Origin of the sequence: Swingsia samuiensis (assembly GCF_006542355.1) — a bacterium.
Taxonomy (GTDB): domain Bacteria; phylum Pseudomonadota; class Alphaproteobacteria; order Acetobacterales; family Acetobacteraceae; genus Gluconobacter; species Gluconobacter samuiensis.
The window spans coordinates 1983989-1997508 of record NZ_CP038141.1; the positions used below are offsets into that span (position 1 = coordinate 1983989).

Below are 13520 nucleotides of genomic sequence, written 5' to 3' on the forward strand. Positions count from 1 at the left end.
AATGAATAGTTCGGATGAAGACCGCAGACATCGTGAAAAAATGAAAAAATGGAAGGAGTTACAGGATAAAGAGGTTGCGAATAAGAAAATTTCCAAAGGGGTTCTTGCTGTTCATACAGGAGCAGGAAAAGGAAAATCGACAGCAGCTTTTGGCGTTGCCTTACGGATGTTAGGGCATGGCAAGAAAGTGGTTGTCGTTCAATTCATTAAAGGAGCATGGTTAACGGGAGAAAGAGAGGCTTTAAAGCGCTTCGATGATTTGGTGGAGTGGCACTCTATGGGAGAGGGCTTTACATGGGATACTCAGGATAAACAGCGAGATATTGCAGCATGTGAGCGAGGGTGGAGTGTAGCGCAGGAAGCGTTAAAAAAAGAAGATGTTGCGCTTGTTATATTGGATGAGCTGAATATTGCCTTGCGGTATGATTATCTTTCGCTCGATCTGGTCTTGTCTGATCTAAAGTCACGTCCTGTGATGCAGCATGTTATTGTGACAGGCCGGAATGCTAAAGCAGAATTAATTGAAGCGGCAGATATGGTAACAGAAATGACGCCCGTAAAGCATCATTTTGATGCTGGTGTTAAAGCGCAGGCAGGCTTTGAGTTCTAATGGCACGAGCGTTAATGTTTCAAGGGACAGGCTCTAGTGTTGGGAAGTCTGTTCTTGTTGCAGGGATTGCGCGTGCTTTATCTCGACGAGGCTTAAAAGTCCGGCCTTTTAAGCCTCAAAACATGTCTAATAATGCAGCCGTAACGTCGGACGGAGGAGAGATCGGGCGAGCGCAGGCTATTCAGGCGCAAGCATGTTTTGTGATGCCATCTGTGAATATGAATCCTGTGTTATTAAAACCTCAAAGCGAGGTCGGATCACAAGTTATTGTAAGAGGAAAAATCTGGCAGAATGTAAAAGCACGGGCTTATCAGGATGTAAAAAAGCAACTCATGCCAGAAGTTTTATCTGCGTTTAAAGCTTTAGCAGAGGATGCAGATATTGTTTTAGTTGAAGGGGCCGGCTCAGCATCAGAAGTGAATTTAAGAGAAAATGATATTGCTAATATGGGTTTTGCAGAAGCGGCAGATTTAAACGTAGTATTGATTGGCGATATTGATCGTGGGGGGGTGATTGCTAGTTTGGTCGGGACAAAACATGTTCTCACTGAGGGTGATCAATCTCGTATTAAAGGGTTTATTGTTAATAAAATGCGAGGTGATACTTCGCTTTTTGTTGATGGGATGTTTTTCATTCAAAAGCAGACGGGATGGCATAATTTAGGATTGGTGCCGTATGCGCGTGTAGTTGAGCGTCTGCCAGCAGAAGATGCAGAAGATTTAAAAATTACACGGAAAGAAAAGGCCGAAGTACGGATTGCACTCCCTCATATGCCGATGATTGCCAACTTTGATGATCTTGACCCATTAAAAGGGCTTGATCATGTGGCAATTGACGTCGTGCGCCCGGGAGAGGTTATTCCTGAGTGTGATCTGATTATATTACCTGGTTCTAAATCAACAATTGCAGATTGTTTGTTTATGAAAGAACAGGGATGGGGCGTTGATATTCAGGCGCATGTCCGCAGGAAGAAACCTGTTTTAGGAATTTGTGGTGGTTATCAAATGTTAGGCAAAACTATAGAAGATTGGGAGGGCATTGAAGGAGAACCCCGCGGAGTTGATGGGTTGGGTTTATTGAATGTTACGACTCACTTAACATCTGAGAAATCCTTACAGCCCGTTTTCGGTAAAATATTGCCTGAAAACGTGGATGTATCTGGATATGAAATGCATGTCGGCCGGACGACAGGTCCTGATTGTGAACGACCATTTTCTCAGATTGGTGAGCGTAACGAAGGAGCTGTTTCAGAAAACGGATTGGTCTGGGGTACTTATTTGCATGGGGTGTTTTCAGAAAATCAAGCACGAAAAGCGTTAATGGATAGGCTTTCGGTATCCGTTTTTGAAACAGCGAGTTATCAAAAAACAGTTGAAGATGCTCTGGATGAATGGGCAGATCATCTAGAGAAACACTTGGATATAGACGCACTCTTAGCACTGGCTAGCCCCATAGCATAAAAGCAAATAAGAGGGTGAGGGAAGCAATAGTCAAGATTTGAAGAAAACAGGCCCGCTTATAAAGTTGAAGAGCATGCTTTAAATCTGAAATTTTGACAAAGGAGTTTCCACTTCCGATCCAGTGGTCATCAACGAGGATATTGTTATAGCTGCGTGGGCCGGCAAGCTTTATTCCTAGAGCGCCTGCCATTGCCGCTTCGGGCCAACCGGCATTAGGTGAGCGATGGTGGCGTGCATCTTTGAGAACAGTTTGAAGAGCGTTTTGAGCAGAGGTTTGGGGTAAAGTCGCTGCTGCGGCTATGATCCATAAGGCAGAGAGCCGAGATGCTGGGATATTAACCAGATCATCTAGTTTTGCAGAAGCCCAGCCAAAAGCTCTATATCGAGGGGTAAGGTGGCCGATCATGCTATCTGCTGTGTTGATGGTTTTATAGGTGGAAGCGCCGGGCAACCCCACAAAGAGCGCCCACAAGATAGGGGCGACAATACCATCTGAAAAATTTTCGGCTAAGCTTTCAATAGATGCACGGATAACGCCCGCTTCATCGAGCGTGTTAGGGTCACGACCTACAATCATGGAAACGGCCTGACGCCCTCCTTTAAGTCCGTTCAAATTTAAAGCGTCTTGAACAGCTTTAACATGGTCCCATAAGGAGCGTTGGGCTATGAGAGAGCTTAAAAGAAAAGCAAGGGTAACGTCCCCAAGGAAGGGGGGTAAAGTGTGGTTGAGAACAATAGAGCTTAGGAAAGTAATAATAAAAATGAGAGAAGAAAGAAAAAAAATTAAGAGGATCCCAAAGAAGTAAGCAAGAGCTTGTGATTGTTCCGGCTTATTTAATTTTTTTTCAAAGAACGAGATAATGGCTCCTATCCAAACGACAGGATGCTTAATATATCGAAAAAGAATGTGAGGGTATCCGAACAATCGTTCAATACAGCAGGCCAGTGTTGTTATAAAAAAAGTATGGAAGAGATAGGTCATATTGGTAAGGTGTTTTGTTTCAAAAGGGTGAAAGTCGTATGAGCCTGCGTGGAAAAAATTTGCCTAAGCATGGTGGCCAGATAATGGAGGTTATGAAACATTTTCCGTCTGCGCCGAAGCCTTTTGTTGATTTATCAACTGGAATTAGTCCTTACCCATATCCTATTTCTGAAAAAGATTTAGTCATGATTACAGCCTTACCACAAATAGGTGAGGAAATAGAGTTATATAAAGCTGCGGCAAACGCATATAAAATTAAGGATTTAGACAGGATAGTTGGAGCATCCGGCACGCAACTGTTAATCTCACTTTTGCCGTATGTGCTTGTACAAAGACACGTTCTTATTTTGGGGCCTACATATTCTGGACATGAAATATCATGGAAAAATGCAGGTGCCTCTGTTCAGATTGTAGAAGATTCAACAAAATTACAAAAAGCAATAAAAAATCAGTCGATTGTTGTGATGTGTAACCCTAATAATCCAGATGGAAGGATACTCAGTCTACAAGAGATAGAAGCAATTGCCGCCGATGTTACCCAAAAAGGAGGGTGGCTTATTCTTGATGAAGCATATGCAGATTTTGAGGATTTTTCTGGAGGAGAGATCCTCGAAAAATTCAATATTATTATGTTGCGTTCTTTTGGGAAAAGTTATGGATTACCTGGCGTACGCTTAGGATTTTTGGTCTCAACGGTTTCTGTCGCCAACAGAATGCGACTTATATTAGGAGATTGGTCCGTAAATTCGGTGGCAATTTCTGTTGGAACGCGTGCTTTAAAAGATGTGTCTTGGCAAGAAGAAATAAAGAAAAAGCTAAAGGAGGATATTTTAAGGTTAAGTGCGCTACTACAGGAAGCTCAGCTATCTATAAAAGGGAAGAGCCGTCTCTTTTGCTTGGTGTCTCACCCGCAGGCACAGAGGTTTTGGGAGTTTCTGTGTAAGCGTGGTATAGTTGTACGTTCTTTTGAAGAACGGCCTCAGGAGTTGCGCTTTGGGATTCCTCGAAATGAAGAGGAATGGACACGGTTGGAAGAAGCGTGCTGGCAGTGGCAAAATATGCAATGATTAAATTGTTATGTTTTGCTTATCTTCCATCAGACAAAATAAAAAAAGGATATTTCCCACAAAGAGGTGATATTTCTTTTCAAGAAGATAAGGTATTTTTTACAAAAGCCGATGCCTATATAGTGGGTAATGAAATGGATCAATATTATTTCGATAAAGTATTAAATATTAAGTCTGTGGTGTATCCTGAATTATCTGGCTGTAATTATGGGGAATGGAGTGGACATTTTTTTGATGAAATTCCACCGCATCATTTATCACAATGGGTGGAAGATGCGTCTTACTCACCGTCTAATGGTGAATCACGTCAAGAAGTATATAAACGCGTTGGAAAATGGTTAGATCAGACCAGTTCGTATAAAGGAAAAGTAGTTTTAATATTAAGACCCGAAATTATTAAAGCAATGGTTCTTATTAGCGTAGGAGCCACATATAAAGATGAGAACAGGGTTGATGTTTTTCCGAATACGTGGAGTGTTATATCCAAAACAAAATCTTTAAAACTACAAGTGTTATCGTCTTTTTCCTTAGCAGGAGATGTATAATTATTTTTTCTCAAGGAAACGGTTATTAATCCAGGCTGCCAGAGCAATAGCTAAAGCTATTGGGCCTAGAATAAAAATTATGGCTAAAAATACAGTTACAAAAAAAGCGCCAAAAGACATTTTTTATCCTTTGTGATGTCATCTTTCTTTCCATAGGATTTATGATTATAATCTGTCAAATCAATGGTTCTCTTAAACGAGATTAAAAGGGAACTCAGTTTAAATCTGAGGCTGCCCCCGCAACTGTAAGTATTGAGATAAGACATTGGCCGTAAGGCGCCACTGGAGGAATACTCTGGGAAGGTTATGGCTTATTGAGGATGTACGAGCCAGGAGACCTGCCATTAAAAATGGTCATGGACGAAGCGAATGGGCGGGGTGCACCGGACGTAGTGATAAGCTTTGTGCTTATACTCATCGTAGTGACGCATTGAGTATGAGAATGTGCGTTTTTTATGAAAAAAAATCATCCTTATCTTGTATTGCCTATGGCAATGTTAGCTGTGTGCGAGCATGTTCAGGCGAAAGAAAAAGTAAACGAAGAACACATTGTTACCCACGGTTATAATACGATTTTAAAAGAAAAACCGCCTATTGGTGGAAATTTACAGCTTTCTGTTCAGCATAATCCTGCGACGATTAATATTATTACAAAAACAATAATGAACCAGCGTGGTTATATGCATGCCGAGGACGCGGCCGATAGTGCTCCTGGAGTAACTTCTGGTGGGTCCCCCGGAAATCCGGCTCAATTTATGATGCGTGGATTTTCGGGAAACCAAATTTTGATATTACGTGATGGTTTTTATTATGGCCCAACGACGATGATTAACAGGCCATTGAACACGTTTAATTTGCAAAGCATTCAAATTTTAAAAGGGCCATCTTCTGTTTTATATGGTCAAGGATCTGTCGGCGGAACGGTGGATATGAGGACAAAAGATCCTCAATTTGATAGGGTGCATTTGAACACTTTAGTGTCTTATGGAAGCTTTAACACATGGAATGGTGGAGTAGGCGGGTCTGTTCCTATTAATCGACAATTAGCTATTCGGGCAGATTTTAGCCGCTCTTCTTCCGACGGATATGTAAAAGGATCAGACCCACATAGTAATGACTTAACGGTTACGGCTCTTTGGAAACCTGATGCTCATTTTAGTAATCGTTTCAGTGTCGATTATTTGAAAGATCGCTTATCGACCTATTATGGAACACCGTTAGTTTCTTTAATAGGGTCAATAGACAAAGCTGGTGGATTATTATCCTCTTCAGAAGGAGTGGGTATTCGACGGGCATCGTTATGGAATTATTACAACGTACAAAATGCCCGTGCGAATTCGGTTAATATTGCTCCGACACTGCAATCATCATGGAAAATTAATAAGCGGGTTGAATTTCATAACAAAGCATATTTTTTGTATGCGAAACGGTTATGGGATAATGCAGAAAGCTATAATTATATTGCTTCTGCCGATCAGGTGAATGCCCAAGGGCAGAATATCAAACAGGGTGATATAGGCCGAGATCGCTTTTATGTTTATCAAAATCAACATCAGGTTGGTGATACAATGGATGGACGCTTTGATTTTCATGTAGCAAACATGAAAAATCGATTGGTTCTTGGTGGCGATGCTTATTATATTCGGCTAATCAGGAGTCGCGGCTTTCCGAATGCAGATTATGCGGATAGTGTTTCTCTGGAGGCTCCTCAAGAAACATCTTTAGGGCGTTTTGCAGGAGAATACCCTGCCATGAAATCTCCAACGACACTGTTAAATGCAGGGTTATTTCTGGAGGATGTACTCAATATTCAGAAGAATTTACGTCTAATCGGTGGTTTTCGATATAACTGGCTTTCTTTAAATCGGCAGAATTATCGTCAAAACGGATCGTTTAATACGATAACAAGTTTTAAAGGGTATTATAATCCAGTTAATTTTCGTGTCGGCACCGTATATGATCTCACGAAAGAAATGAGTTTATATGGGGTATATACGACGGCTGAAGATCCACCAGGAGCGAATATATTTCTCGCCAATAAAGGGCAGTTTACACGGTTAAGTCATTCTAATCAGGAAGAGATTGGCCTTAAGGGATTGTTCTTCCATCAAAAGCTTTTATCCACTTTGTCACTTTATAATATCCGCCGCAGTCAAATTCTGGAAGCGACTGGAGTGGATGCTGTTTCAACCGCAGGTCGGCAAAAATCTCGTGGTGTGGAGTGGGATAGTCAAATTACTTTTACAAAGCATTTAAGTGTCTCTGGTAATCTGGCGTATACATGGTCTCGCTATGAAAACTTTCATCCTTCTGTAGATGTAGATGCGTCCGGAAATGAGGTGCCCAATGTGCCGAAATTAACGGCAAATATGTGGGGAACCTGGTATCACGTTGCGGATTTGCCATTCGATTTAGGTACTGGGGTTCGGTATGTTTCTGCGCGCAAAGGGAATTTTAGTAATACTTTGAGTTTAAAAGATTATGCCTTAGTAAATGTCTTTGCGACATGGCATTTTGTGCATCATATTACGCTTTCTGGCCGGATTGATAATCTTGCGAATAAGCATTTTATTCAGTGGGCAGATACAAGTTATTCTAGTCAGGTTTTATTAGGTTCTCCTCGAGTATTTTCTTTGAGTGCTAGGGCTGATTTCTAAAATGAATAAAAAAGTGTTACAGGCTAAGCAGCTAGAGTATCATTATGGCCTTAAAGGGGTGAATTTAACCATTCACTCTCACGAAAAAATTGCATTAATTGGCATAAATGGCGCTGGGAAAAGCACTCTTTTAAAGATTTTGGCAGGTATTTTAGAGCCAGACCGAGGAGAGGTGTATTTGCATGATACTGCCTTAAAAAAGATGAAGCGTAGGCAGTTTGTAAAAAAAATTGCTTGGCTTTCGCAGATGGATAATCCTTCGCCTGATTTTCTTGTGGAGGATTATATTGCATTAGGCAGAATGCCATTTCGATATCCTCCTAATGCACTTCAGGACAAAGAGGCGCTGCAATTTGCCATAGAGCGTTGTCAGATATCGGGTTTATTGGGACGAAAACTGGGAGAGTTGTCCGGGGGAGAGAGGCAACGGGTCTTTTTGGCCCGATGTTTGGTTCAAACACCTGATATATTACTTCTTGACGAGCCAACAAATCATATGGATTTGAAAACGAAAATAGAAATAGTTTCTGTTTTAAAAGACTTGCCTATAACGGTTGTCTGTATCGTACATGATTTTCATCTTATATCTCATTTTTTTGAAAGAGTTATTTTGTTGGATAAAGGGCGAATTATTAAAGATGGAATAATAAAGGATGTTTTATTTTCAAATGAATTTCAGAATGTATTTCGACTAAAGACGCATATAGTAAAAGTGGATGATGGAACCGAAGAGTTTATTTTCAGGTCATACGTATCATGAGAAAGTATCTATATGTATGCATAGGGATTATAGCTTTTTGTAGTAAGAGTGCTCTCGCTTATCCTGTAACAGTGAAGAGTTGTGGGACCGATGTGAAGATTGAACATCAACCAAGACGTGCCGTTATACACGATATAAACATGGCAGAAATGGCGTTCTCCCTTCATTTACAGCCTTATATTTATGGATTAACTGGTATTTCTGGTTGGAACACTCCATCTAAGGATTTTAAGCAGCAGCAAGGACGTATTCCTGAAATTGCCACACGGTACCCAACATTGGAGCAGCTCGTAGCCAGTCAAACAGATTTCTTTTTTGCGGGGTGGAATTATGGCATGCGTATTGGTGGAGATGTCACCCCTGAGACTTTGGCGCAGCAAGGTATTCCTTCAGTTGTGTTATCTGAAAGTTGCTTGAGAGCTGGAGGGAAGTTAGAACTCCCAACTCTGGATTTATTATATAATGATGAAATACGGCTGGGTATTATTTTTAATCGAGAAGAATTGGCCCGTAAACTCGTAGAAAATTGGAAAGGACGAGTTGAAAATATTCGTATTCGTTTAAGAAAAATCTATAATATAAAAGTATTTCTTTATGATAGTGGAGAAGATCAGCCTTTTACTGCAGGTCGTTATGCTTTGGCATCTGAGTTAATGCGACTATCTGGTGGGGTAAATATTTTTGATGACCTGCAGACCAATTGGGGAGTGGTATCGTGGGAAAGCGTTGCCATGAGAGAACCCGATGTTATTTTGATGGTAGATTATGGGAAGGGAGTTGAGCAAAAATTAGAGTTTTTAAGACACAATTCTTTAATGAAAGAAAACGCAGCTGTAAAAAATAATAAAATTTATATCGTTCATTATGATGACATGACCCCATCTCCTCAAAATATTCCTGCAATTGAAAAGATGGCTCTTTTTTTTCATCCAGAGATGATGAAATGAAATTTATAATCTTATTGGGTATGAGTTTTCTTCTTGTTGGAGGCGCAGAGTTTACAATTGGAACGGCTCACTTGTCATGCCAGCAAACTATTCATGGGTTTTTAGCAGGACCTTATAGTCATGATATAATCGCTAGAATTATTTGGTTATTTCGTATCCCACGTTTTTTTCTTGCTTTTTTAGCTGGAGTTGGTCTGGCAGCATCCGGTAGTCTTTTACAAGGTGTTACAAGGAACTCTTTGGCAGATCCTTTTTTATTTGGATTATCGTCTGGTGCTGCAGCTGGTGCCGTTGCAATGATTGTATTTGCAAATGATATTTTGGGAATATGGACTACACAACTCGGAGCAATTTGTGGCTCTCTTTGCTCGACAGGAGCTTTTTTTCTCCTCGCTTTTTATCGGAGAAACGTTTTAAGCAGCGATAGGATTATATTATCTGGTTTATCCGTTTCTTTTATATTTTCAACGATAACAAATTTTTTCATTTTTTATGGAGACCGCAATACAGCGCAATCCGTTTTGTTTTGGACGATTGGAAGTTTTTCCTCCGCTCAATGGAGCAATATCCCGATAGCGCTTTTAGCGACAGGGATTATTATTTTATATGGAATAAAAAATAATAATCAGATTGTGGCAATGCTGGCAGGGAAAGAGACAGCATTTTCTTTGGGGGTAAATGTTCAATATCTTTATGTAACTACGTTATGTGTAACGTCTTTCTCTTGCGCATTACTAGTATCTCTTTGTGGGCCCATTGGGTTTGTCGGGTTAATTGTTCCGCATCTTGTCCGTCTATTTTATGTGCGGAGCTTCCGAAAGTTATTTTTATATAGTTCTTTTGCGGGAGGTATTTTAACGACCGTTGCAGATATTATAAGTAAGATTATCATTCCATCACAGGAAGTCCCTGTGGGTATTATAATATCTGCAATCGGATCAGTATTTTTAATGCTTATGCTTTTAAAGGGAAAGGGACATAATAGTGCCTCATAGAGACACTGTTATTCCCCCATCAACATAGAGAACATGCCCGTTTACAAAGGATGAAGCATCTGAAGCAAGGAAAATGCTAGCGCCGATGAGTTCTTCCAATTTTCCCCAGCGTCCGGCAGGAGTGCGGTGTGAAAGCCAGTCTGAGAATTCTTTATCGTTAACGAGTGCAGCATTTAATGGTGTATCAAAATAACCAGGAGCCACGGCGTTACATTGAAGGCCATGTCTAGCCCATTCAGTCGCCATCCCTTTTGTAATATTGGCAACAGCTCCTTTGGTTGCAGTGTAAGGGGTGATATTAGGGCGCGCTAAAGAAGACTGAACGCTGGCAATGTTGATGATTTTTCCTTTTTGGCGTTTAAGCATGTGGTTAGCAACGGCTTGGCTAACATTGAAAACAGATGTTAAATTTGTTTCCAGAATTTTATGAAACATCTCAGCAGGGAACTCTTCAAGAGGAGCTCTATACTGCATACCGGCATTATTAATTAAAATATCAATAGGGCCGTTCTGTGCTTCATATTGATCCACACTTTCTTTTACGGCTTGATGATCTGTGACATCAAAAACGATTGTTTCCGCACCTCCAAGAGATTCTGCGGCTTTTGAAAGTTTGCTTTCATCACGGCCATTAATAATAATCTTTGCCCCGGCTTCTTTTAAGCCTTTGGCAAGGGTATAGCCAATACCTTGAGAAGACCCTGTAATGAGGGCTGTGCGACCGGTAAGATCAAAAAGAGATAAGCTCATAAAATTCTCCTGACAGAGTAGTCAATTTTCAAACGAAAAGAGATGCGATTAAAACGAAGACGAGACCTAAGACTGCGATAAGCGTCTCAACGGCAGACCAGGTTTTGATTGTTTGAGGGACTGTTAGTCCAAGATATTGTTTCATCTGCCAAAAACCAGCGTCATTAAGCGGCCCAAAGGCCACCGATCCTGCTCCAGTCACTAAAACCATGAGTTCTGGGGAAACATGAGGAGAATGGGCAAGTATTGGACCAGCTATGCTTGCTGCGGTACTCATTCCAACCGTGGCTGATCCGCAGGCCAGACGAACCAGAGCAGCAAGTAGCCAAGCGAGAATGAGGAGTGGAATATGAGCACTGACAGCTGCATCTGTAATTGCTTTAGAGATACCACTATCAATTAATTCTTGACCGAAACCACCACCGGCACCAACGAGGAGCATGATAAGTGCTGTTGGAGCGAGAGATTCATTGGCAAATTTAAGGATTGTTTCCTTAGAAAACCCACGAGCCAACCCAAGAACATAAAAAGAAAGAATAGTGGCAAGCAAAAGCGCAATATCGGTATTGCCAAGGAAGTGCAAAGCAATATTCAATTTGCTTTTGGGAGTTGTGATCAGATCCGCTGCTGAGCCAATAAGCATCAAGAGAACAGGGGAGAGGATAGTGATAACTGTGATGCTAAAGCTGGGGAGGTTTGTTGGGACTTCTTTTTTTACGAACTGTTCAGCGAGAGGATTTTCTTCAGTTATAGGAACATATTTTGCCGCAAATTTTGAGAAGATTGGACCCGCTAATATCGCTATAGGTGTTCCAATGATAACACCCAGAAAGATCGTATAACCCGTATTGGCGTGATACGCATCTAAAGCCAATAAGGTTGCTGGATGAGGGGGGATCATTGCATGTGTTACGGATAACGCAGCAGCTAAAGGTAATGCTAGGCGTAAAATTGGCGTGTTGGTGCGTGCAGAAAGAACGAAGGCGAGCGGGAAAAGAAGAACAACACCGACTTCAAAAAAGACAGGTAAGCCGACAAGGAGGCCAATAATCATCATGGCCCAGTCAACTCTATTTTTTCCTGCTCGGTCCGAGATTGTTAAGGCAATTCGATCCGCTCCGCCGGATTCCGCTAACATTTTCCCAAGAATGGTTCCAAGCGCAATAACGGTGGCAATATGGCCTAAAACATGGCCGGCACCTTTTTCAAACGATGAAACAACATGATCCATTGGCATTCCTGCTGCGATAGCAATCAGGAATGAGACTGTTACGAGAACAATGAATGGATTAAGACGATAATGCGATATAAGGACGATAATCCCTAAGATCGCAGCTACTGCTAGGATGATAGCATAGGTGGTGGTCATGATAACAAGGAAACCCTAGACTAAAAATCATCATACGATGACGATAGGGTAGTCTAGAGCTATTATACGTGTAGGGCGTGTAACGTCTGCGTGTATCTCAAATATGTTAAAAAATAATTGTTTTTGGGTGTTACGTTTTGCTCTCTTCTGGAGGTGAAGTTAGCTTTAAAAATGAGATTAACCCCAAAAAAGAGGCCGTAAAAAGGACTGCGGCCATAGGAACGGCACTCGTTTTGTTAATTCCAACCAGAGGGGAAACAATAGTACCGATAATTAGATTAAGTGACCCTAAAATAGCACTGGCACTTCCAGCACGATGTCCTTGTTTGGCGATAGCAATTACAAAAGTAGAAGTTAATACCATTCCGATACACGTCATATAGAGGAAAATACCTGCAACGAGTAAAAAGAGCGGTCCTTTAAAAATAGCGATGAGCCCAATAAAGACGGATGCCATAGTAATAGCAAAGACTGATTTTTTCAGTAGACTATAAGTGGAGGGCATCGTTTTAGACCGTCCGATTATCCAACTTCCTATCACTAAGGCTATGCCGTTAATACCAAAGAGAATGCTGAAGGCTTGTGGGGAAACACCATAAATATTTTGATAAACGAAAGGCGTCCCTGCAACATAGGCAAAGCTTCCACCATGGATAAGGCCAACGGTTAAAGCTTGCCCAATAAACTCTCGATCCGTGAAAAGACTGTAGAACGTTTCTAAAGTTGCGTATGTCGAGTTAGGAAGTCTTTTTGAAAGAGGAAGTGTTTCTGTCAGCCTTCCCCAGACTAGCCCGACGGCAATAACGCCAAACCCTGTTAAGAACCAGAAAATGGTCCGCCATGTAGCGGATGGGAATTGAAGGATTGCTCCTCCCAACATAGGTGCGATCATTGGAGCAATCGCATTTATAATCATCAGGCGGGAGAAAAACTGTGCAAGTTGTGCACCGGAGAAAACGTCTCTGACAATGGCACGTGAAAGAACTAATCCAGCTGCAGCTGTTAGTCCCTGAAAGAAACGCGCTATGATAAAGATGAGAATACTACTTGATGTAGCGCATAAAAATGAAGCAAAGGCAAACAGAGCCATAGCAACAATTAAAGGTGTTTTTCTGCCATGTGTATCGCTTAAGGGGCCTACAAATAATTGCCCTAAAGCAAGGCCAAATAAGGCGCTACTTAAGCTAAGCTGAACAGAAACTTCTTCTGTATGAAAATCCCGGGCGATGTTTGGAAAACCCGGAAGATACATATCAATGTTTAGTGGTCCTAAACATGTGAGCAGACCGAGAATAAGAATGAGATCACGCTGATAAGAAGACGGTTGAGACTGATCCGTCATTGAAACACTGCCTTACGGTATAAGAAAAATAGAAAA

At 41.3% G+C, this 13520-nt stretch carries 12 protein-coding genes and 1 riboswitch; of the genes, 8 read left to right on the forward strand and 4 right to left on the reverse strand.

Annotated features, from left to right (window positions below):
- Position 1: 1 nt before the first annotated feature.
- The gene (gene cobO, locus E3D00_RS09420; protein ID WP_141462016.1) at positions 2-610 is read left to right on the forward strand and encodes a cob(I)yrinic acid a,c-diamide adenosyltransferase; all 609 of its coding nucleotides are present in this window, start codon (positions 2-4) and stop codon (positions 608-610) included.
- A complete protein-coding gene (locus E3D00_RS09425; RefSeq protein ID WP_141462018.1) occupies positions 610-2070 on the forward strand; it encodes a cobyric acid synthase in 1461 nt (486 codons plus the stop codon). Before cobO ends, E3D00_RS09425 begins: the two co-directional genes overlap by 1 nt.
- Here the strand turns inward: E3D00_RS09425 and cbiB are convergent.
- Entirely contained in the window at positions 2054-3052 is a 999-nt protein-coding gene (gene cbiB / locus E3D00_RS09430; protein ID WP_141462020.1) for an adenosylcobinamide-phosphate synthase CbiB, read from the reverse strand. The genes E3D00_RS09425 and cbiB overlap by 17 nt on opposite strands.
- Before the next feature lie 92 nt (positions 3053-3144).
- On the opposite strand from cbiB, the gene E3D00_RS09435 reads away from it, so the two are divergent.
- From E3D00_RS09435 to E3D00_RS09460, 6 genes are all read left to right on the forward strand, one after another.
- The gene (locus tag E3D00_RS09435; RefSeq protein ID WP_246091426.1) at positions 3145-4119 is read left to right on the forward strand and encodes a threonine-phosphate decarboxylase; all 975 of its coding nucleotides are present in this window, start codon (positions 3145-3147) and stop codon (positions 4117-4119) included.
- Positions 4092-4664 (forward strand): histidine phosphatase family protein, encoded by a 573-nt coding sequence (locus E3D00_RS09440; RefSeq protein WP_181441961.1) that lies wholly within the window; start codon positions 4092-4094, stop codon positions 4662-4664. The genes E3D00_RS09435 and E3D00_RS09440 overlap by 28 nt, the downstream gene beginning before the upstream one ends.
- 167 nt (positions 4665-4831) lie before the next feature.
- A riboswitch (cobalamin riboswitch) is annotated at positions 4832-5024 on the forward strand.
- 95 nt (positions 5025-5119) lie between these two features.
- Complete coding sequence (locus E3D00_RS09445) at positions 5120-7321, forward strand: TonB-dependent receptor (protein ID WP_141462027.1); 2202 nt, start codon at positions 5120-5122, stop codon at positions 7319-7321.
- Position 7322: 1 nt separating this feature from the next.
- The gene (locus E3D00_RS09450) at positions 7323-8081 is read left to right on the forward strand and encodes an ABC transporter ATP-binding protein (protein ID WP_141462029.1); all 759 of its coding nucleotides are present in this window, start codon (positions 7323-7325) and stop codon (positions 8079-8081) included.
- Between the two features lie 92 nt (positions 8082-8173).
- The gene (locus tag E3D00_RS09455; RefSeq protein WP_246091427.1) at positions 8174-9028 is read left to right on the forward strand and encodes an ABC transporter substrate-binding protein; all 855 of its coding nucleotides are present in this window, start codon (positions 8174-8176) and stop codon (positions 9026-9028) included.
- Positions 9025-10023 (forward strand): FecCD family ABC transporter permease, encoded by a 999-nt coding sequence (locus tag E3D00_RS09460; RefSeq protein WP_141462032.1) that lies wholly within the window; start codon positions 9025-9027, stop codon positions 10021-10023. Before E3D00_RS09455 ends, E3D00_RS09460 begins: the two co-directional genes overlap by 4 nt.
- On the opposite strand, the gene E3D00_RS09465 is transcribed toward E3D00_RS09460, so the two are convergent.
- The 3 genes from E3D00_RS09465 to E3D00_RS09475 all read right to left on the reverse strand — a co-directional run bounded on the left by E3D00_RS09465 (position 10018) and on the right by E3D00_RS09475 (position 13484).
- Positions 10018-10773, reverse strand: a complete 756-nt coding sequence (locus E3D00_RS09465; protein WP_141462033.1) for an SDR family oxidoreductase — start codon at positions 10771-10773, stop codon at positions 10018-10020. The two genes, E3D00_RS09460 and E3D00_RS09465, sit on opposite strands and share 6 nt — an antisense overlap.
- 28 nt (positions 10774-10801) lie before the next feature.
- The gene (locus tag E3D00_RS09470) at positions 10802-12142 is read right to left on the reverse strand and encodes a GntT/GntP/DsdX family permease (RefSeq protein WP_141462034.1); all 1341 of its coding nucleotides are present in this window, start codon (positions 12140-12142) and stop codon (positions 10802-10804) included.
- 130 nt (positions 12143-12272) lie between these two features.
- A complete protein-coding gene (locus tag E3D00_RS09475) occupies positions 12273-13484 on the reverse strand; it encodes a multidrug effflux MFS transporter (RefSeq protein WP_141462035.1) in 1212 nt (403 codons plus the stop codon).
- Positions 13485-13520 lie beyond the last annotated feature (36 nt).